Origin of the sequence: Microvirga sp. VF16 (assembly GCF_016864375.1) — a bacterium.
GTDB lineage: Bacteria > Pseudomonadota > Alphaproteobacteria > Rhizobiales > Beijerinckiaceae > Microvirga.
The window spans coordinates 1336779-1357446 of record NZ_CP069355.1 but is presented as its reverse complement, the minus strand read 5'-3'; the positions used below and the strand labels follow the sequence as shown (position 1 = coordinate 1357446).

Below are 20668 nucleotides of genomic sequence, written 5' to 3'. Positions count from 1 at the left end.
CTACGATCAAGATTCATATTGTTGAACAATCTAATTCATGATATTCAACAAAACAGATCATTGTCTGAACAGGTTACGCCATGGCCCGCATCGACCTCAATAGCGATCTCGGTGAAAGTTTCGGCCCCTGGCCAATGGGTGACGACATGTCGATGCTCGCGATCGTCACCAGTGCCAACATCGCCTGTGGGTTCCATGCCGGCGATCCGGCGGGCGTCCTGTCCGCGCTCAAAGAAGCGGCAAAACGGGGTGTCTCAGTCGGCGCGCATGTCGGCTACCGCGATCTCGTTGGCTTCGGTCGCCGCAACATGGAGCCGACCAGCGCGGAGCTGGTAGCGGATACGATCTATCAGATCGGGGCGCTCCGAGGCCTCGCGAGAGCGGCCGGGACAGCTGTGCGTTATGTCAAGCCGCATGGCGCGCTCTACAACACGATGGCGCACGACGCCCGCCAGGCGGCCGATGTGATCGAAGGCATCAGGGCCATCGACCCTTCACTTGTGCTGATGGCGCTCGCTGGCGCGCCGATCGTCATCCAGGCTCGCGCGGCGGGACTTACGGTCGTCTGCGAGGCTTTTGCCGATCGCGCCTACAACGCTGACGGCAGCCTCGTCAGCCGGCGCTTGCCGGGCTCTGTTATCCACGACCCGCAGGCAATCGCCGAGCGGATGCTGCGCCTGGTCGCGGAGGGCTGCATCACCGCCATCGATGGCACGGACATCGCGCTCGAGGCCCAATCGATCTGCGTTCACGGCGACACGCCGTCGGCTGTCGCTGTCGCCCGCACGCTGCGCGACACACTGATCAGCCAGGGCATCGAGCTCAAGGCCTTTACCAATGGCTGAGCGCCTGCGCTTCCTGCCCGCTGGCTCCGACGCCTTCCTGGTCGAGCTCGAGGATCTCGCCACGACACTGACCCTGCTCGACAGCCTGCTCGCCGCCCGGCCGGCGGGCGTCATCGACCTGGTGCCGGCCGCCCGCACGCTGATGGTCCGCTTCGATCCGCTGCTGACGGGCTATGAGCATCTCGTTGAGGTTATCGCCAAGATCGACCTGTCGGTCCACAGCTCACGCCAGGGAGAAACCTTCGAGATCCCTGTCGTCTATGACGGCGAGGACCTCAGCGATGTCGCCGAGATCCTCGGCTGGACGGTGGAGGACCTGATCCGCCGCCATACGGAGGCGACCTATACCGTTGCCTTCACGGGCTTTGCGCCGGGCTTCGCCTACATGACCTGCGACGATCCGGCCTTCGACGTGCCGCGCCGCAAGAGCCCGCGCGTGCGCATTCCAGCCGGCTCGGTGGCGCTCGCTGGCCCATTCGGCGGCATCTATCCCTCCGACAGCCCCGGCGGCTGGCAGCTTCTCGGCCACACACCGCTTACCATGTGGGACACCAGCCGCCCCCGCGCGGCCCTCCTGGCTCCCGGTGATCGCGTCCGCTTCCGCGAGATGGCGAAGGGAGCCATTGTCTCCGTTTCGGCAAGCCCGGAGGAGACGACGAAAGCCGTCACTCCCGCCGCAGGCCTTCTGGTCACCCGGGCCGACCGCCCGGCACTCTACCAGGATCTCGGGCGCCCCGGTCGGGCTGACCAGGGCATCTCGGAATCCGGCGCGGTTGATCGCGCAAGCCTCATTGAGGCGAACCTCTGCGTTGGCAATCCACGCGAAGCGGCAGCCCTTGAGATCACCTTCGGCGGCTTTGCGCTGAAGGCTGACCGGCCGGTTACGCTAGCGGTCACAGGTGCGCCCGCACCCCTTACGATCCTCACGGCAGACGGCCGAATTGTCCCGGCTCCTCTCGGTCGGCCTTTCGCGCTCGACACAGGGGACGAGTTGACGCTCGGCTTCCCACCGGACGGCATGCGCAGCTATCTGGCCCTGCGCGGCAGTTTTGCCGTCGACCCCGTCCTTGGCTCAGCGGCCACCGACACCCTGGCAAAGGTCGGCCCGCCGGCAATCACGACGGGTGACATCCTGGTACCGGCAAACGAACCGGCTGCCGCTGTCGATCCTCTCCGGCCTGTGCTCAAGACCATGCCAAGGGCAGGGAACCCCGTGACACTTGATGTGGTGCTTGGGCCTCGTACGGACTGGTTCACGGACAAGGGCGTCGCCACCCTGCTTTCCCAGGACTGGCAGGTGACGGCGGAGTCGAGCCGGGTTGGCATGCGCCTTTCTGGTACTGAGCCGCTGGAGCGACGCGATACGGCGGAGCTGCCGTCCGAGGGTGCCGCACTTGGGTCAATCCAGGTGCCGCACAGCGGGCAGCCGGTACTCTTTCTTGCCGATCATCCCCTGACCGGCGGCTATCCGGTGATCGCGGTTGTCGCGCGCCACCACCTCGACCTCGCCGGCCAGATCCCGATCGGCGCGACCATCCGCTTCAACGCCACCGCTGCCTTCGACCCGCTCGTCAGGGAACTCGCCCGATGAAAAAGCTTCTCATCGCCAATCGTGGCGAAATCGCCATCCGCATTGCCCGTGCCGCACGCGACTACGGTGTCGCCTCCGTGGCGATCTATTCCGATGCCGATGCCCACTCGCTTCACGGCGAGCTGGCCGACGAAGCCTATGGCCTCGGCCCCGGCCGCCCGGCCGACACCTATCTGAATATCCCGAAGATCCTCGAGATCGCCCGCCGTGCTGGCGCGGACGCCGTCCATCCCGGATATGGCTTCCTGTCCGAGCGCGCCGAGTTCGCGCAGGCCGTCATTGACGCCGGCCTCGTCTGGGTCGGGCCGGCGCCGGCCGTCATCACGGCACTCGGCGACAAGGTCGAGGCCCGCCGGATTGCGGCACAGGTCGGCGCCCCGCTGGTCAAGGGATCGGATGGCCCGCTCGCCTCAGCGGCGGACGCCGTTGCCTTTGCGAAGGAGGCAGGTCTGCCGCTCGCCATCAAGGCTGCTTTCGGCGGTGGCGGGCGCGGCATGAAGGTGGCTCGCAAGCTGGAGGAGGTCGGTGAGCTCTTCGAGTCTGCCGTGCGGGAGGCAACCGAGGCCTTCGGCCGCGGCGAGTGCTACGCCGAACAGTTTCTCGACAAGCCGCGCCATATCGAGGCGCAGGTCATCGCCGACCGCCACGGCAACACCGTCGTGCTGGGCACGCGCGACTGCTCGCTCCAGCGCCGCAACCAGAAGCTCGTGGAGGAGGCGCCCGCTCCTTTCATTTCGGAGGACCAGCGCGCCCGCATTCATGATGCCGCCCGCGCCATTTGCGCAGCGGCCGGCTACACCGGCGCCGGCACCGTGGAGTTCCTGCTGTCGGACAGCGGTGTCATCTCGTTCCTTGAGGTCAACACCCGCCTCCAGGTCGAGCATCCGGTGACGGAGGAAACGACCGGCGTCGACATCGTCATCGAGCAGCTGCGCATCGCCGACGGCTTGCCGCTCTCCGTGACGGAAACGCCTGCCCCGCGTGGCCATGCCTTTGAGTTCCGCATCAATGCCGAGGATCCCGGCCGTGGCTTCCTGCCGACGCCCGGACGGATCACCCGGTTCCGACCGCCTTCGGGTCCGGGCGTGCGGCTCGATGCCGGGGTGGAGACCGGATCGGAGATCCCGGGCCTCTACGACTCGATGATGGCGAAGCTGATCGTCACCGGCGCGACCCGCGCGGAGGCGCTGATCCGCGCCCGCCGGGCCCTGGCCGAGTTCCGGATCGAGGGTGTCGCCTCGGTGCTGCCGTTCCACCGCGCGGTGCTGGAGGAGCGCGCCTTCACCGGCGAGGACGGCTTTGGCGTCTACACCAACTGGATCGAGACGGCCTTCCGCGGCATTGAGCCGGCGCCACGCGTCGATCCTGTCGAGGGGGGATTTCTGCGCACCTTCATCGAGATCGACGGCAAGCGTCATGCGCTGAGCCTGCCCGCCGCTCTCTTCTCCGGAGTTTCCGCATCGCAGCCAGCCACCGTCGCAAGCGCACCGGCCAGTGAGGGCGCGGTGACGGCCCCGATCCCCGGGACGCTCCAGCAATGGCTGGTCGAAGACAGAACAGATGTTGCCGAGGGAGAGGCCGTGGCGCTGATCGAGGCCATGAAGATGGAAACGCGCGTCCTCGCGCCAAAGGCCGGCCGCATTCACATCAAGGTCGAACCTGGAAACGCAGTCGGCCTCGGCGCGGAGCTGGCGCTGATCGATTGAGGCGGGCGGATGAGAAAACCGGCCAAAAATCCCGACCACAAACGCTGCCGCTGACGGCGCAACGAAACGGAGAGAGCCCATGAGACCGAACCCCATCACTGACGCGCCCGCAGATGCCGCCGCCCGCCAGGCGATCAAGCCGGTCGTCTGTTATCCGGTCGACGCGCTGCCGCGCCCCAACCTCTCCGCATACCGTGCGCTGCGCGACGACCTCGAACTCATCGAGACCGTGATCGTGCCGCCACGGGACGCAGCCACGTGGACCGTGCCGGCGGGTCATTTCTTCCGCATCGTCTGCAGCGAGGGGGCGCAGGTGGGTGACCTGAACCTGTTCAATGCCCAGGATCCAAAGGAGCGGCTCTATACTGGCAAGACGCGGGCCCTGAACGGCACCCATGTCGGCCTTGGCGACCAGCTCTTTTCCAACTTTCCCTATCTTCGGCCGATCGCCACGATCACGCACGATACCCTGGACTGGTACGGCTTTGACGAGTTCGGCGGCTCCGTCCATGACGTGATCGGCACGCGCTGCGATCCGTATACCCACAACCTGCTGAGCCACGGCGGGCAGTATCATCATTGCTGCCACTCGAACCTGACGCGGGCTTTCGCCAAGACGACCGGGATGCCGGTGCGCGAGGCCGAGGCCTATGTCCACGACGTGCTGAACGTGTTCATGTGCACCGGCTTCACCCGCGACACAGGGCAGTACTTCATGAAGGCGAGCCCCGTCAGGCCTGGCGACTACCTGGAATTCTTCGCCGAGATCGATCTCCTGGGCGCACTTTCGGCCTGTCCGGGCGGCGACTGCTCATCGGAGCATTCGTCCGATACGGCGGCTTGCTATCCGCTGGTTGTCGAAATCTATAAGGCCAAGCGCCTGCCCGAAGGTTGGGCGGCACCCGGCGTCAATGGGTACGATCGCTCGCACGGGCGCTAAAAGCGAGGGCAACTTAGCTCTGCGACGTCAAACTTGCTAAGAGGGGAGTTCGATGGCGGAAAGTGCAACGCTGCTGACGAGTAAAATCAAAGATGAGCCGTCGCTCGACGCGTTCATTTCCTTTGAAGATGCCAAAATTATCTATAATTTGCCGTTCAACGAGCTCCTCTTCCGCGCCCAACAGGTTCATCGCGCGCATTTTGATCCGAACGCCATTCAGATGAGCCGGCTTTTGTCGATCAAGACCGGTGGCTGTCCCGAGGATTGCGGCTATTGCAGCCAATCCGCCCATTACCCGACCGGCCTCAAGGCCTCGAAGCTCATGGAGGTCGAGCGTGTATTGGCTGAGGCGCAGAAGGCGAAGGAAGGTGGCGCAACGCGCTACTGCATGGGAGCTGCCTGGCGCAATCCCAAGGAGCGCGACATGGATGTGCTGGTCGCCATGATCGAGGGCGTGAAGGCGCTCGGGATGGAAACCTGCATGACGCTCGGCATGCTGACGCCGGAACAATCCGGTAGGCTCGCCGAGGTTGGCCTCGACTATTACAATCACAACATCGATACGTCCGAGCGCTATTATTCTGAGATCATCACCACCCGCACCTTCGAGGACCGGCTGGAAACGCTCGCCAATGTTCGCAACGCCGGCATCAAGGTCTGCGCGGGCGGCATTCTCGGCATGGGTGAGACGGTTGAGGACCGTATTTCGATGCTGGTGACGCTCGCCAATCTGCCGGCGCCGCCGGAGAGTGTGCCGATCAACAGGCTGATCCCAATCCCCGGCTCGAAGCTCGCCACTGCAGCACCTGTCGATCCGATCGATTTCGTGCGCACCATCGCGCTGGCGCGCATCCTGATGCCGCGCTCGCATGTACGGCTCTCGGCCGGCCGCACCGAGATGAGCGACGAGATGCAGGCCCTCTGCGTCGTTGCCGGGGCCAATTCCATCTTCATCGGGGACACGCTGCTGACAGCAGACAATCCTGGCGAGGATCATGATGCGGCGCTCCTCCGACGGCTCGGGCTCACGCCGATGGAACTGGAGCTATCGCGTTGAGCTCGCCGGCGATCTCCCGCTATGAGGTTACGCTTGCGGGTTAGCGGCGCAGGTCGCGGATCCGCGAATTCACCAAGCAGCAAGGCGTCGACTTCACCTCTAATGACTATCTGGGGCTCGCCCATGCGCCGCGCCTGAAGACGGCCATTGCCGCTGCGATCGACAGGGGCGTGCCGGCCGTTCACGGCTCCTGCGCGGCAATCACGCCGAACATGAGGCGCTCGAGGCGGAAGCGGCGGCATTTTTCGGGGTCGAGAAGATTCTTTATTTCGGCAGCGGCTTTGCGGCCAATGCGGCGCTCTTTTCGACGCTTCCACAGCGCGACGACCTGATCGTCCACGATGCGCTGATTCATGCGAGCGCCCATGACGGTATAGCGGCCAGCGAGGCGGAGGCGATTGCCGTGCCGCACAACCAGGTCGAGGCCTTCGATCAGGCAATCCGGCGCTGGCGCGAGAGCGGCGGCAGAGGGCATCCCTGGATCGCGGTCGAGAGCCTTTATTCGATGGACGGAGACCAGGCGCCGATTCTCGAGCTTGCGCATCTCGCCGACCGGCATGACGGTTTTCTCGTCGTCGACGAGGCGCATGCTACCGGCGTGTTCGGCCCTGGCGGCCGGGGTCTCGCTGCGGGACTGGAGAGCCGTGGCAATGTGCTGGCGCTGCACTCCTGCGGCAAGGCGCTTGGCGTCTCCGGCGCACTTCTCGGCCTGCCTTCGATACTCGCTGAGTATCTGGTCAACCGCGCGCGCAGCTTCATCTATTCGACCGCGCCGTCGCCGCTGATAGTGGCTGGAGTGCGGGAAGCGTTGCGCATGATCGCTGACGAACCGGAGCGCCGAACGAGGCTGGCGTGTCTGAAGAACTTTGCAGGCGAACAGCTGCGCTCCCGTCTCGGAGTCAATCCGAGTGGTTCGCAGATTCAGCCGGTTGTGATCGGCGACAATGCCCGTGCGCTTCGGATCGCCGATCACATGCGGGCCGACGGTTTTGATGTGCGGGCGATCCGGCCGCCGACCGTGCCGGGCGGCACGGCGCGGCTGAGAATTTCCATCACGCTTAATGTCGATGAAGGCCAGATCGCGGAGATGTTCGAGCGGCTTGCCAGAGCGATCGGGGAGGACAGGCCATGATCCCGCGCTTTGTCGTCTCCGGCACTGATACCAGCATCGGCAAGACGATCTTTGCCGCCGCACGCACTGGTGCCTTGGACGGGCTATTACTGGAAGCCTATCCAGTCCGGGCTCGGCGATGAGACAGACAGCGAGACAGTTGCACGGCTCGGGCACGTGCCGCGCGAGCGCATTTTGCCGGAAGCCTATCGCCTGTCGACACCGGCTTCGCTGCATCTTTCAGCTCGTCTCGATGGTGTGGCGATCGACCCGGAACGGCTCGTGCCGCCGGTGACCGACCGGCCGCTGGTGATCGAGGGGGCCGGCGGGCTTCTGGTGCCGCTCTCGGACGATCTGGTCCTCGCCGATATGTTTGCCCGCTGGCAGTTTCCCGCCATTCTCTGCGCCAGGACCTCTCTCGGCAACATCAATCACACGCTGCTGTCGCTGGAAGCGCTTAAGCGGCGCGGCGTTCCGGTTTTCGGTATTGTCTTCATCGGTGATGAGAACCGCGAGACACAACGTATCATCGTGAAGATGGGCGGCGTCCGCTCGCTCGGCCGGCTGCCTTGGCTTCAGGATGTCGGCCGCGAGACCCTTCGCCAGGTATTCCGGGACCATTTCGATCCCGCTTCTTTTGCGGCGGTGCCCGCATGAACCGCTCGACCCTCTGGCACCCCTTCACCCAGCATGCGCTCGAACCGCCGATGACACGCGTCGCATCGACAAAGGGTGCCTATCTGATCGACGCGGACGGGAATCGTATTCTCGACGCCATTTCATCCTGGTGGGTGATCACGCATGGCCATCGACACCCCGCGATCATGGAGGCAATCCGCGCCGCAACCGATGCCTACGACCAGATTATCTTTGCCGAATTTTCGCATGCTCCGGCCGAAGAACTGGCGGCGGGTCTGATCGAGATCGCACCGACCGGTTTGGAGCACGTTTTCTATTCCCACAGCGGTTCGACCTCGGTCGAAGTGGCGATCAAGATGGCGCTTGGCTATTTCCACAACCGCGGAGAGCCGCGCGACCGCATCGTCGTGATGGAGCACAGCTATCACGGCGATACGATCGGCACCATGTCAGCGGGAGAGCGAGGTGTCTTCAATGCGGCTTACGAGCCGCTGCTGTTCGACGTCGACCGGCTCCCATGTCCGGAAACGGCCGTGAGCAGAAGATACTCGACATGTTCGAAACCGTCTGTCGTTCGGGTCGCGTGGCGGCATTGGTGATCGAACCTCTGGTTCTCGGCGCCGGCGGCATGAAGATCTATGATGCGCACGTGCTTGCCGGATTGAAAGAGATCGCTACCCGCCATGGCTGCCTGTTCGTTGCCGACGAAGTCATGACCGGCTGGGGCCGAACGGGGACGATGTTTGCCTGCGAGCAGGCCAGGATCACGCCCGATATCCTTTGTACATCCAAGGGACTAACCGGCGGTGCCCTGCCCTTGGCGGCAACCCTTTGCACCGGCGACATCTTCGATGCCCACGTCTCCACCGACCGCCGCAAGACCTTCTTCCATTCGAGCTCCTACACCGCCAATCCGATCGCCTGCGCGGCTGCTGTCGCCAACCTCGAAATTTGGCGGAGCGAGCCCGTTCTTGAGCGGGTCGAAAACCTCGAAACGCTGCATCGGGCAAACCTCGAGCGGTTTCAGGGCGATAAGGGCTTTGCCCATATCCGGCAGGCCGGGACGATTGCGGCACTCGATCTCGTCGTGCCGTCAGGCGGCTATCTTGCGGATGTCGGTCCTCGCATGCGGCGTCTCTTCCGCGAGCGCGGGCTGCTCATCCGCCTGCTCGGCAACGTCGTTTACCTGATGCCGCCCTATTGCGTAACCGCTGAAGAGCTTGCCGGTGCCTACGACGCCATAGACGACGTGACATCGACTGTTCTTGGGAAGATGTGACGATGACGACGTTTTCTTCCCGGATGGTCGGTTTCGGGCATGCTGTGCCTGGGCGGCGTGTCGACAATGCCGAAATCGAGGCGCGTCTGGGTCTTGAAGCAGGCTGGATCTTGCGCAGGACCGGCATCCGGACGCGCCACTGGGCTCAAGACGGGGAGACGCTGAGCGGCCTGGCCGCCGAAGCTGGCCGGATGGCGTTGCAAGATGCGCAGATCGCCCGCGGCGAGATCGCGCTGACGCTGCTTGAGACCTCCACGCCGGATCACCTGCTCCCGCCTTCGGCACCATTGCTCGTTCATAAGCTCGGCCTGGAAAAATCCGGTGCGATCGATCTCGCCGGCGCCTGTTCCGGCTTTCTCTACGCGCTGACTCTCGCAGACGGCTTTGTCCGTGCACACGGCCGTGCCGTCCTGGTAATCGCCGCCAACATTCTGAGCCGCCGCATCAATCCCGCCGAGAGGGCGAGCGCGGTACTCTTTGCCGATGCGGCAGGCGCCGTCGTGCTCGAACCAGGCCGGGGTCGGCAAAGTGGCCTCCTTTCCGCCGAGCTCGCATCGGATGGGACCGGCTATGATCTGATTAAGATACCGGCAGGAGACAGCAGTCGGCCCTTCTCCCCCGATACGAAGGCTGAGGATTTCCTGATGACGATGCCAGACGGCCGCGAGGTTTTCTCCCGCGCGGTCACGCTGATGACGAGGACCTCCGAGCGCGCACTGGCACAGGCCGGGATTGCGGAAACGGATGTCGACCGGTTCGTTCCGCACCAGGCCAATGCCCGTATGTTCAATACTGTTTGCAACAATCCCGGCATCGATCCGGCAAGGACAATCCGCACGATCGAAACCTTCGGCAATTCCTCTGCTGCCACCATCCCTCTTTCGCTATCGATCGCCAACAGGGAGAAGCGTTTTGCCGAGGGCGAAACGCTCACGGCTGCGGGTGCGGGAATGATGGGTGGAGCAGTCGCCTATCGAATGTAGATCAAACTTAAACTCTGAGCACGGAGCATCATGTTGGAAAAATTACGTGGGCGCGAAGTTGCAGGGTCTTTGAGTGACGGCCGCAAAACTCAATGACCATGGTTCGAGCACGATTGATGCCGAATTCTGCCGGCAAGTTGGTATCAATCCACTTGAATATGTAGAAATCTGGAACAAGACGTCTGGTGCCCGGATCAGCACACATGTGCTTTACGGAGACGCTGGCTCCCGGTGCTGCATCCTGAATGGTGCGGCGGCGCGGACCTGCCAGCCAAGCGACGAAGTCATCATCGCGTCCAGCGTCTTTGCCGAGATCGATGATATCATTGAGCGCAAATCACGGGTTCTGGTGTTCGGTCGTTCGTCGTCCAGATAGCTCTTGTCAGCTGACATCTTAGCGACGCAGCATGATCTACACCATCTCCATCGCGGCAAACTTTCCGAAAAAGATTCTGGACTGTCAGGATATGTTGCAGAGCTTGCGGCGGCTTTCCTCTGCGCCGACCTCGGCTGACCCTCGCGCCGCGAGACGATCATCACAACGCTGAAAAGTGACACCCGCGCGATTTTCAGCGCAGCCAGCCATGCCGAGCGGGCCGTGCGATTCCTCAGCGGTACCACGTCGACGGTCGGCGAGAGCAGCACAGACGATCAGCGGGAGACGGCGTAATGGCCGCCTCCCTTCACTCCGAGCTACCTGGTATGACTGCTTGGACCGGAGGCACTCCGCCGCGCCCGCTGTCTCAGATCGGCCGCCTGGAGCGCGCACTCTGCCGCCGCGAGTTTCGGCGGCAGCTTCTGGAGTATCGAAGCTGCTGGGGCGGCCTCCCCGAGCGCCACTTGGCGCGGCTCTTCTGGAACCGCGCCCGCCATGATGCGCATGCGACCTGCAGGAACGCCGACAGGCTGCTGGCGCAGGCGCGGCCGGACCTGAGGCGGCGGGGCCAGTAGCCCCGCCAGGATCCGCACAACGGCTCTCTAGGAAACACTGGATATTATGGATATGTTGTTTTACAATGAGAACAGATCGAGAAACGGAGACCGCCAGATGCGCAGTTTCACTACCGTCGACCTCAACAAGCGGGTCGGCGACATCACCGAGGCCGCCCGGAAGGAGCCAGTCGTCATCACCCATCACAAAAAGCCGAAATTCGTGCTCATGTCCATGGAAGCCTACCAGGGCCTGACGCACGCGCCCGTCGACGATCCGCGCCGCGCCTATACCGTCGAAGAGCTCCCTGACCACATCGCCGACGGCATCCTCGCCCTGGCCGACGAGTACGAGGCGGCCGACCGCGATGGCCAGCCTTAAGCCTGAAACGGGCCTCGTCGTCCGCTACCGCTACCGCTATCTCTGGCGTCGTCAGCATGACGCCGGCGAGGAGACCGGCCGAAAGGCCCGCCCCGCCTGCGTCGTCATCCCGGTCGGCTCGGGCGAAGAAGTCGTGCTCCTGCCGCTCACGACCCAGCAACCCGGCGCAGATCGCGGCGCCGTGCAAGTGCCGGAGACGGAACGCCGCCGGCTCAAGCTGAGGGGCGATAGCCCGACCTGGATCATCGTTGACGAGGCCAACGTCGACCGCCTGCCGCAGTCATACCACCTCGAGCCTCTCTCTTATTCGCCCCCTGTCTTTGCATACGGCACGCTCAGCCCGGCAGTCATAAAAGTCGTGCTCGCGGCCCTGGCCCGCATCGTTCGCGAGCGCCGGCTCAAGACCGTGCGGCGCGCCCGCTGACGCCGCCGGGACCCGAAAGGCAGTTCGGTGGCGTTCGGTCCCGGTATCCGAGCGATTCGGTATTCCGGTGCCTCACGCGGGAAAAGGCGGCAAAGGAGGGCGAGCAGTCGGAGCGCTGGAAGCCGTTCGTCGTCACGAAGAGAGACACCACCGGCACAGAGTATGAATTCCGCAGCCAGTTCTTGCTTGACCACGAGGACCTGAAGACGCTCTTGGTGCTCTGCGCGATGGCCCAACGGTCGCAGCGCAGCACCGACGAGTACTTCGGCGCTATCTTCCGTGCACCTTCGACACCTAGGCCCTTGTCGAGACCAAGATGGTCGACGTTCTGACCCAGCTGGGCAAGACGGACGCGGCAACAATCGCAATCACCTGAAGCGGTCGCTCGACCGTCTCGGCCAAGTGACGTTGAAGATCACGCGGGGCAGCGCGGGAACGACCCCGCTGCCCGCTCCTCGTCGGGTACGGTTCTTCTCTATTCGGTGGTTTGAGGTCAAGCGCTTTCAGGCCTTCCATCTTCCGGATGTTTAACATCACTCGCGAGCTCTTGCTTCTCTTCGGGATCAGCTCTGTGGCTCTCCCAGTATGGGATCAGAAGAATGAGGCCGCCCAATCTGTTGCACGTTCTGATCGCGCATGACACGACCGACACAAGAACCCTAGCGACCTTACCTCATCCATCGTCCCGCGAGGGACGTCTCTCCACCGGCAGGCGGAACTCGTCTATCCTTCTGTTCTCGTGATATGTTGTTGCCGTGAGCGATCAGGCGGTAGCCAAGGCACTCTCCTTCGTCCAGCGGAACTCGGTGCCATCGCTCCAGAGGCGGTGCATGATCACGGCCAGACGCCTCGCCAGAGCCACGATGGCCTTTTGCCGGCCGCGCCGGCGGGCCACGTTCATGGCCCAGGCCTTCAGCCAGGACCATTTCTGCACCCGGGTCAGCAGCACCTGAGCCGCCTCATAGAGCAGCGCTCGCAGCATGGCATCGCCGCACAGGGAGACCCGTCCAATGCGATTGCTTTCGCCGGACTGGTTGAGAACTGGCGTCAGCCCAAAGCTGGGCCAACGGCCTTCGAATTCCTGAACCGCGCCGGAATGTCGATGGTCGCTTGGAAGGCCAGCGACACCACAGGGCCGACACCGGGAATGGTCATCAGGCGCCGGCAAACTTCATCGTCGCGAGTGATCGCCAGCACTTTGCGATGCAAGATGGCGAACCGATCCCGCAGACTCTGGCGAGCGGTCAGAAGAGACGCCATGATCTCGGCCAACTCCGGCATGCCGACCACGAGCTCGCGGATCCGGTCCTCGAACCTGACCTTGCCTATGACCCCAACCTTGAGCCCAAAGTTGCGCAGCAGACCGCGGATATCGTTCTCGGTGGCAATGGCCTTCTCCTGCAACAGCTTGCGCGCCGTCAGCAGGGCGCGTCGGTTCTGGCTGGTGAGCGTCTTCACATGAACGGGCCGGAACAGGTTGACGCGCATCATCTGAGCGATGCCGCGGGCATCATTGCGGTCGGTCTTTCACCTGCGCCTTGAGAAACGCCTTCGTATGCCGCCATCTCAATGCAGGTCACCGGCAGCCCGGCCTCAGCCAAACCGCTGAACAGCCACTATGACAGGGGGCCGACCTCAAGCCCGATCCGGCTCAACCGCCATGAGGGATCCTGTAAAGCACGAGCGAGATCTTCCGGATGGCTGGAGACCTTCAGCTCACGGCAGATCGAACCCATCTCGTCCACAATGCAGATCGAGGTCTCTTTGAGGGAGACGTCCAGTCCAGCGTGGTGCTTCATGCTGCGCCGTTTCCTGATGCTTGTGAGGGATCACCCTCACGCTATCACCAGCTCGAAGCGCCGCACCTCTGGCTGTTGCCATCAGAGATGGAGATCAAGTCGAGTACCCCATCTGAACACTTAGGAGCCTTTCGCATAGCCGGTGCGGACGATGCCGTGGCGTTGCAGCTTGTCGTAGAAGGTCTTGCGCGGGATGCCGAGCGCTTCGATCGTGGCCTTGACGTCGCCAGCATGGGCCGCAAGCGTCTGGCGGATCTGCTCGGCCTCGTAAAGCTCCATGCGCCGCGGCAGGGAAAGCCCCGCGCCACCATCTGCCATGGCCTCGCCGGATGTGGTGGGGCCGGGGCTTTCGATCAGGCCGAGCACGAAGCGTTCGGCGAAATGGACAAGCTCGCGTACGTTCCCGGGCCAGTCATGCGAAAGAAGATAGCGTCGGGTTTCAGCGGCCACAGGCGGCGGCTCGATGTGGAAGCGCTTGGCGGCGCGGCTCAGGAAATAAGCAAAGAGCAGCGGAATGTCCTCGCGGCGCTCGCGGAGTGGCGGAATCGCTACCGTCACCACATTGAGGCGGTAGAACAGATCCTCGCGGAACTCGCCGCGCGCCGCCGGATCGCCAAGATCGACCTTGGCGGCGGCGACCACGCGCAGGTCGAGCGGGCGCACCTCGTTGCTGCCGAGCGGGGTGATCTCGCGCTTCTCGAGCACGCGCAGGAGCTTCACCTGGGCCGAAAGCGGCATGCTCTCGATCTCATCGAGAAACAGCGTGCCGCCACTCGAATGTTCAATGTGGCCGATGCGCTTCTTGTGCGCGCCGGTGAACGCGCCGGGCTCATGGCCGAACAGTTCGCTTTCAAGCACGGTTTCGGGCAGCGCGCCGCAATTGAGCGCCACGAAATGGCTGGCGCATCGCCGGCTCCAGCGGTGGAGCAACTCCGCCACAACCTCCTTGCCGCTACCGGTCTCGCCGGCGACCAGCACGTCGACATCGGCGTTGGCGATCTGCTTCAGCGTGCGGCGCAGCCGGTCCATGGAGGGTGTCTCGCCGATCAGCGGAAGGTCTTCCTCGGCCATCGCGGCGGCGCGGCGCAGCGCCCGGTTCTCGATGACAAGCCTGCGCTTGTCGACTGCCCGCATCGCGCTCTGCACCAGCCGTTCGGCGGGATATGGCTTGGCGATGAAGTCATAGGCGCCCTCATGCAGCGCATCGACCGCCATGGCGATGTCGCCATGGCCGGTAATGAGAATGACCGGCAGGTCGGGATCGCGCTCGCTCAGGCGGCGGAAGAGCTGGAAGCCGTCGATCCTCGGCATCCGCACATCGGTGACGACAGCGCCGGGGAAATCGGCGTCGATCCGTTGAAGCGCTGCCTCCGCACCCTCGAAGGCAAGCACCTCGAAACCAGCAAGTTCCAGCGTCTGCGTGTTGGCGCGGCGGAGTGTCTCGTCATCGTCGACAAAGGCGATCTTCGGCCGGGCGCCCACCGCCGCGGCACCTTCAAAACACTCGCTCATTCGACACTCCTGAGGCGGATGGTGAAGCGCGTGCCCCGCCCGGGCTCGCTCTCGACAGCAAGCCTGCCGCCGAATTCGGTGACGATGTCATGGCAGATGACATGGCCGAGCCCGAGCCCGCGCGTCTTGGTGGTGGTAAACGGCGTGAACAGCCGCTCCATGACCTTGCCCGGAATGCCCGGCCCGTTGTCGGCGACGGTAATCAGCGTCCACTCGCCGTCGTGCCCCCAGCCGAGCTCGACCTGGCCGTCGACCCGCTCTTCGAGCGCTTCCATCGCGTTCTGCACGAGATTGACCAGCACCTGTTCCAGCCGCACCCGGTTGCCCATGACGCGCAGGCTCGACGGCGGCATGGTGCAGACGAGTTCCACGCCCTGCTGCTTCAATCGGTTGTTCAAGAGCAAAAAAACGCCGTCGAAGGCCTCGGCGATTCCGGTCGGCCCTACCCCGCCTGTGCCCTTGCGCGAGAAGGCCCTGAGGCCCTCGGTGATGGTACCGATGCGCTCGGTGAGCGAGGCGATGGCGCCGAGATTGTCCTCCGCCGCGCGGGCGTCGTGCCGTCTCAAAAGGATGCGGGCATTATCGGCAAAGCTGCGGATCGCCGCCACCGGCTGGTTGATCTCGTGGGTGACGCCCGCCGTGACCTGGCCGAGGATGGCAAGCCGGTTGGCCTGCGCCAGTTCCTCGCGCACCTCCTGCAGGCGGGTGACGGCCTTCTTGCGCTCGTCGACCTCCGACTGAAGCAAGGCATTGGCGGTGCTGAGCTCTGCCGTCCGCTCGCTCACCCGGCGCTCCAGCTCCGCGCGCGCCGCCCAGTTTTCCGCCTCGCGCTCGAGGAGGTGCTGGCGCCGGTAGAGGAGCCAGGCGGCGGCGGCCAGGAGCGGCATCAGGCCGAGGATGCCGAGCGAACGGGCGTCGCGCGCGCCGACGGCCATGTCCCGCTCCGCGGGCGCCAGCACATTGAGCGTCCAGTTTGTCGTTGGTACCGGCACGCCGACCCGAACGAAACTGGCCGAACTCGGAGCGCCGGGCAGCACGGCCTCGACCAGATCGGGCCGGTCACCGCCCGCCGGGGTCGACAGCGGGAGAGGCTGAAGTGGCGCGGCGCCGAATTGCAGGCTTTCGCGGATTGTCGCCTGCACGGGTCCGGCGATCGGCGTGAGTGTCATGAAGCGCCATTGCGGAATGCTCGTTATCAGCACCACGCCGCGCCGGTCGGAGACGTAGGATACTTCCGCCGCATTGCGCCAGTCCGTTTCCACTTGGTCGAACTGCACCTTGACGACAACGACGCCGACGATCCCTTCCGGCCCGTCGACCCGGCGGGAGATATAAAGCCCCGGAAGCCGGCTTGACGTGCCGAGCGCGTAATATTCCGCGCGTGCCGTCGCCATCGCATCGCGGTAATAGGGCCGGAAGGCGTAGGAATTGCCGACGAAACTCGTCGGCTCGCGCCAGTTACTGGCGGCGACCGTCATGCCATCCTTGTCGAGAATATAGATGACGGAAGCGTTCGTTCCCCCTGCAAGCGTTTCGAGCTTCAAGTCGAGTGCGCGAAAAAGTGCCTGGTCGCCCGAAGCAAGGGCCTTGTTGACGTCCCTGTCCTCCGACAAGACGAAGGGCAGCGAGCGCTGCTTTTCAAGCACCGTGCGCAGCACCACGGCGTTGAGCGTCGCCGTGTTGCGCGTGCGTGCATCGAGCCGGAGAGCAGCTTGCTGGCGCCCATAGCCGCCGGCAAGCCAGAGCGTGCCGAGAAGGAGCGCCAGAGCGAAGATGCAATAGACGCTCCAAGCGAGGCCTGACCGGGACGCATGCTTCTGCCTGCGGCTGTTTTGGTGGCCCGAAAGGCCCTCTGTCGTCGCACTGGTCATGGTAAGACTGTGCAGAAATCGGTACGAAAGGCAAGAAACGTTGTGCGAACTCTCGCACGCTTCTCTGGCACACACTGCCGTTCAGCTCGCCTTATCCTTCAAAATCAACCCGTTAAATTGAATGCCGCAGGTTGGCACGGTCGTTGCTCAAGGCGGTTCCAGTAGGCGGCCGGCGCAAGCTTCCGTCTCATTGCGGGTCCGGGAGGGTGGCGGAGAAGCTGTCGCACACACGGATCCAACACCACAACTGGAGGAATTCATGAACTGGGCACACCCCGCCGCGGCCATCGACCCGCGGAGCAAGACGCCGTTCTATCGCCATCTGTATGCGCAGGTGCTGATCGCGATTGCCGCCGGCATCGCGCTCGGCCATTTCTACCCCGAGTTCGGCGCTAGCCTGAAGCTGCTCGGCGACGCTTTCATCCGTCTCGTCAAGATGATCATTGCGCCGGTCATCTTCCTGACGGTCGCAACCGGCATCGCCGGCATGTCCGACCTGCAGAAGCTCGGCCGCGTCGCCGGCAAGGCGATGCTCTATTTCCTCACCTTTTCGACCCTTGCGTTGATCGTCGGGTTGATTGTAGCCAATGTCGTCCAGCCGGGGAGCGGAATGCACATCGACCCGTCCGCACTCGATGCCAAGGCAGTCACGACCTATGCGGAGAAGGCGCATGAGCAGACCATCTCCGGTTTCTTGATGAACATCATCCCGCAAACGATCGTCGGCGCCTTCTCCTCCGGCGACATCCTGCAGGTCCTGTTCTTTTCCGTCCTCTTCGGCATCGCGCTCGGCATGGTCGGCGAGAAGAATGCACCGGTCGTCTCATTCCTGCAGGCGCTTGCGGCCCCGATCTTCAAGCTCGTTGCGATCCTGATGCGGGCTGCTCCCATCGGCGCTTTCGGCGCGATGGCCTTCACCATCGGCAAATATGGGATCGATTCAATCCTTAACCTGGCGATGCTCGTCGCCACCTTCTATCTGACGGCCCTTCTTTTTGTGCTGGTCGTGCTTGGCGCGGTTGCGCGTTACAACGGCTTCTCCATTCTGGCCCTGATCCGTTATATCAAGGAGGAACTGCTGCTCGTTCTTGGCACCAGCTCTTCCGAAGCGGCTCTCCCCTCGCTGATGGACAAGATGGAACAGGCGGGGTGCAAGAAATCCGTCGTTGGCCTCGTCATCCCGACCGGCTATTCCTTCAATCTCGACGGCACAAATATCTATATGACGCTCGCCGCGCTGTTCATCGCCCAGGCGATGGATATTCCGCTGTCGCTTGCCGACCAGATGCTCCTGCTGCTCGTCGCCATGCTGTCGTCCAAGGGTGCCGCCGGCATCACTGGCGCGGGCTTCATCACGCTTGCGGCGACGCTCTCGGTGGTTCCAGCAGTGCCGGTCGCCGGCATGGCACTCATCCTCGGGATAGACCGCTTCATGTCGGAATGCCGGGCGTTGACCAACCTCGTGGGCAATGCCGTGGCAAGCATTGTCGTCGCCCGCTGGGAAGGCGAACTCGATGAGGAGAAACTCGCCGCTGCTCTTGGCGGCCTTCAGCCCGCTGCCGAAGCGGCCCCCGCGCTGCAGCAAGCGGAATAAACACTGGCGCCAACGCACGAACGACGCTTGAAAAGGCCAGGCGCATGGTGAGCGCCTGGCCTTTTCATTGTTCTCGCTCGATCGGTTGCCGTCGATTTTCGAATATCCGTTTCGGATCGACGGAACAGGAGAAGATTGCTTCGGGCATACGGCACTGGCCGTCTTTACCTTCGCATCTCAATATTGACTGGTAGGTTGCAAGACAGCTGTGCTTCCCTCGAGGCTGCGCACCTCACGATCAAGCGGTTGTGTCCTACTGCACCTGGCTTGGATCGCGATGAATGGATGGGCACCCGTCTGGCAGGATGTGCGCCTCGCCCGCTCGGCAGCTGATCGGTGCCTCGGATCAGCGCAACGTTCTTGAGGGTGAAGGCCTTCCCCTCCCAGGTCCGGCGTCCTTTCCGGGTGAGGATATCGGCGACTTCACGATCTCAGTGCGCGTCCAGCAATTCATCCACCTCGGAGACGATCTCGGGCTTGATCGTGCGGATTTGCGCGATGTGAAGGGACCTCTCAAGGGAGAGGGTCCGCGTGGCGCCGCCCGGGAGGCGGACATGGTCAGTGATCGCATCAGCTTTGACCAGCGTCACATCTCAATCAGCAGACGCAGGACACGTTTGCACCCCCGCGGGCCGATCCGGGGATCATGCCAGACGCACGGGAGCTGCTCGGCGAGTGCAAGAATGCGCCGCCGCGCCTCGGCGTCAAGCACAGCGATCAGCTCGCGAGCTTTCCGCTCATACGCCTCGGTTGCTTCGGCGTGAAGCTGCAGCTTGTCGCTCCAGTCCATCGCCAGGGCGTCGGCAAAAGCCTGTAATTGGGATCGACCTCCACGTCATAGGTCATCCGTTCGAGGTGCTGACGATCCAAGCTTTCGGTCTCGGCCGCGCGAGCCAAAGGCCCATCTAATGATCTTCACGGGATGCCGGTAATGGAGAGGCCTGCATGGCGGAAGAAGCGGACGATCATCTCGGGGTGACGTTTGAGGCGGCCGAACTCGCGACGGGCGAGCCGATGCAGGTCATCGACTGATCCGGGCAGAGCGTTTGCCATGGCGCGCTTGACGAAGGCATTGCACTGCTCTTCCGGATTCAACTCCGGGGCATAGGCTGGCAGATAGGCCACCGCAAAGTCCTGTGCGTGCGAAGCGATGAAGTCCGTAGTCGCCCGTGAGCGGTGCGCGTTGAGCCGATCCCAGACCACCAGCAGCGGCGTGCCGATCTTGCAGCGGACAGAGCGCAGAGCCTGAATGACACAGCGGCTCGAGATGGAGGTGCGGAAATGACGCGCATACAGCCGCCCGTCCGGCGTGATCGCCACGATGCTCGACACCTCACGTCGCTTGCTCACCCGCTGGAGCACGGGGGTCAGCCCGCGTCGCGCCCAGGTCGTGCCCGGCCGGATCCGGAAGCTGTGGCCGGTCTCGTCCCAGAGAAGAAGCGTGCGGTGCTCGCGCTGGGCCTTTTTTTCAACGCCACCCAGTCGCGCTTGGGCCAGACCGCAATCACCAGCTCGTCGCGCTCCCTCGCCCGTGTGGCCGGGCGCTGTACGCTGAAGCCGTGCGCCTTCAGTGGTCGCTCCAGGTAGCGCGGATGATAATGCACCCCGAACTCGCGCTCGATCACGGCGGCGATGCGGCCAAGGGTCCAGCGCTCGGTGGCAAAGCCCGCCGCCACCGCACCCCGATCCAGCAGCCGGCCCAGCCGAGCCCAAGCCTTCTCATCGAGGCGGGGCGAGGGTCCCGGGATGGGGCGCGCTTCCAGGCCGCGCGGGCCCTCTTGGGCCAGGGTGGCGGCCCAGCGGCAGACACTGGCGCGGCTGACCCCCACATGCCGGGCGATGTCTGCTTGAGAGAGCCGCCCCTGCCGCAGCAGCGTCGCGGCCACCAGGCGACGCTCCTCCATCTGCTCCGACGTCAAATGCGTCGGCCGCCAAACGTTGTCTTCCATCGCGCACCTCCTCACGATGACGGACACCGTCCTATGTTACACCTGTCGCGTGAAGA

Annotated in this window: 17 protein-coding genes and 4 pseudogenes; 15 read left to right on the top strand and 6 right to left on the bottom strand. The window is 63.8% G+C overall.

Going from position 1 to position 20668, the window contains the following annotated elements:
* Positions 1-80: 80 nt before the first annotated feature.
* From JO965_RS31970 to JO965_RS31910, 13 genes and pseudogenes are all read left to right on the top strand, one after another.
* Complete coding sequence (locus tag JO965_RS31970; RefSeq protein ID WP_203444890.1) at positions 81-845, top strand: LamB/YcsF family protein; 765 nt, start codon at positions 81-83, stop codon at positions 843-845.
* On the top strand, positions 838-2436 hold the full coding sequence (locus JO965_RS31965; RefSeq protein WP_203444889.1) for an urea amidolyase family protein: 1599 nt from the start codon (positions 838-840) through the stop codon (positions 2434-2436). The genes JO965_RS31970 and JO965_RS31965 overlap by 8 nt, the downstream gene beginning before the upstream one ends.
* On the top strand, positions 2433-4142 hold the full coding sequence (locus JO965_RS31960) for a biotin carboxylase N-terminal domain-containing protein (RefSeq protein ID WP_203444888.1): 1710 nt from the start codon (positions 2433-2435) through the stop codon (positions 4140-4142). The genes JO965_RS31965 and JO965_RS31960 overlap by 4 nt, the downstream gene beginning before the upstream one ends.
* Before the next feature lie 79 nt (positions 4143-4221).
* A complete protein-coding gene (locus JO965_RS31955; RefSeq protein ID WP_203444887.1) occupies positions 4222-5082 on the top strand; it encodes a DUF1989 domain-containing protein in 861 nt (286 codons plus the stop codon).
* 52 nt (positions 5083-5134) lie between these two features.
* The gene (gene bioB / locus JO965_RS31950) at positions 5135-6139 is read left to right on the top strand and encodes a biotin synthase BioB (protein ID WP_203444886.1); all 1005 of its coding nucleotides are present in this window, start codon (positions 5135-5137) and stop codon (positions 6137-6139) included.
* 59 nt (positions 6140-6198) lie between these two features.
* Positions 6199-7271: pseudogene (locus tag JO965_RS31945) on the top strand (8-amino-7-oxononanoate synthase).
* A pseudogene (gene bioD, locus JO965_RS31940) lies at positions 7268-7907 on the top strand (dethiobiotin synthase). Before JO965_RS31945 ends, bioD begins: the two co-directional pseudogenes overlap by 4 nt.
* A pseudogene (locus JO965_RS31935) lies at positions 7904-9168 on the top strand (adenosylmethionine--8-amino-7-oxononanoate transaminase). Before bioD ends, JO965_RS31935 begins: the two co-directional pseudogenes overlap by 4 nt.
* A 2-nt stretch (positions 9169-9170) precedes the next feature.
* Positions 9171-10151 (top strand): beta-ketoacyl-ACP synthase III, encoded by a 981-nt coding sequence (locus tag JO965_RS31930; RefSeq protein WP_203444885.1) that lies wholly within the window; start codon positions 9171-9173, stop codon positions 10149-10151.
* Positions 10152-10224: 73 nt separating this feature from the next.
* Positions 10225-10527: an aspartate 1-decarboxylase gene (locus tag JO965_RS31925; protein ID WP_371826917.1), complete on the top strand. Its 303-nt coding sequence runs from the start codon at positions 10225-10227 to the stop codon at positions 10525-10527.
* Between the two features lie 293 nt (positions 10528-10820).
* On the top strand, positions 10821-11102 hold the full coding sequence (locus JO965_RS31920) for a hypothetical protein (RefSeq protein ID WP_203444884.1): 282 nt from the start codon (positions 10821-10823) through the stop codon (positions 11100-11102).
* 97 nt (positions 11103-11199) lie between these two features.
* Entirely contained in the window at positions 11200-11463 is a 264-nt protein-coding gene (locus tag JO965_RS31915; protein ID WP_203444883.1) for a type II toxin-antitoxin system Phd/YefM family antitoxin, read from the top strand.
* A complete protein-coding gene (locus JO965_RS31910) occupies positions 11450-11887 on the top strand; it encodes a hypothetical protein (RefSeq protein ID WP_203444882.1) in 438 nt (145 codons plus the stop codon). Before JO965_RS31915 ends, JO965_RS31910 begins: the two co-directional genes overlap by 14 nt.
* A gap of 763 nt (positions 11888-12650) precedes the next feature.
* Here JO965_RS31910 and JO965_RS31905 read toward each other — a convergent pair.
* The 3 genes and pseudogenes from JO965_RS31905 to JO965_RS31895 form a co-directional block, all read right to left on the bottom strand.
* Positions 12651-13686, bottom strand: a pseudogene (locus tag JO965_RS31905) (IS110 family transposase).
* 120 nt (positions 13687-13806) lie between these two features.
* On the bottom strand, positions 13807-15198 hold the full coding sequence (locus JO965_RS31900; protein ID WP_203444881.1) for a sigma-54 dependent transcriptional regulator: 1392 nt from the start codon (positions 15196-15198) through the stop codon (positions 13807-13809).
* Positions 15195-17069: an ATP-binding protein gene (locus JO965_RS31895; RefSeq protein ID WP_203444880.1), complete on the bottom strand. Its 1875-nt coding sequence runs from the start codon at positions 17067-17069 to the stop codon at positions 15195-15197. Before JO965_RS31895 ends, JO965_RS31900 begins: the two co-directional genes overlap by 4 nt.
* Positions 17070-17328: 259 nt before the next feature.
* Here JO965_RS31895 and JO965_RS31890 point away from each other — a divergent pair, with 259 nt between their 5' ends.
* Positions 17329-18663 (top strand): dicarboxylate/amino acid:cation symporter, encoded by a 1335-nt coding sequence (locus JO965_RS31890; protein ID WP_203444879.1) that lies wholly within the window; start codon positions 17329-17331, stop codon positions 18661-18663.
* 431 nt (positions 18664-19094) lie between these two features.
* On the opposite strand, the gene JO965_RS31885 is transcribed toward JO965_RS31890, so the two are convergent.
* Positions 19095-19253: a hypothetical protein gene (locus JO965_RS31885; RefSeq protein ID WP_203444878.1), complete on the bottom strand. Its 159-nt coding sequence runs from the start codon at positions 19251-19253 to the stop codon at positions 19095-19097.
* 56 nt (positions 19254-19309) lie between these two features.
* On the opposite strand from JO965_RS31885, the gene JO965_RS31880 reads away from it, so the two are divergent.
* On the top strand, positions 19310-19480 hold the full coding sequence (locus JO965_RS31880; protein WP_203444877.1) for a hypothetical protein: 171 nt from the start codon (positions 19310-19312) through the stop codon (positions 19478-19480).
* Between the two features lie 98 nt (positions 19481-19578).
* On the opposite strand, the gene JO965_RS31875 is transcribed toward JO965_RS31880, so the two are convergent.
* Together JO965_RS31875 and JO965_RS31870 are read right to left on the bottom strand one after the other, a co-directional pair.
* The gene (locus JO965_RS31875; protein ID WP_246777059.1) at positions 19579-20067 is read right to left on the bottom strand and encodes a transposase; all 489 of its coding nucleotides are present in this window, start codon (positions 20065-20067) and stop codon (positions 19579-19581) included.
* The gene (locus tag JO965_RS31870) at positions 20031-20612 is read right to left on the bottom strand and encodes a winged helix-turn-helix domain-containing protein (RefSeq protein WP_203444435.1); all 582 of its coding nucleotides are present in this window, start codon (positions 20610-20612) and stop codon (positions 20031-20033) included. The genes JO965_RS31875 and JO965_RS31870 overlap by 37 nt, the downstream gene beginning before the upstream one ends.
* Between the last annotated feature and the right edge of the window lie 56 nt (positions 20613-20668).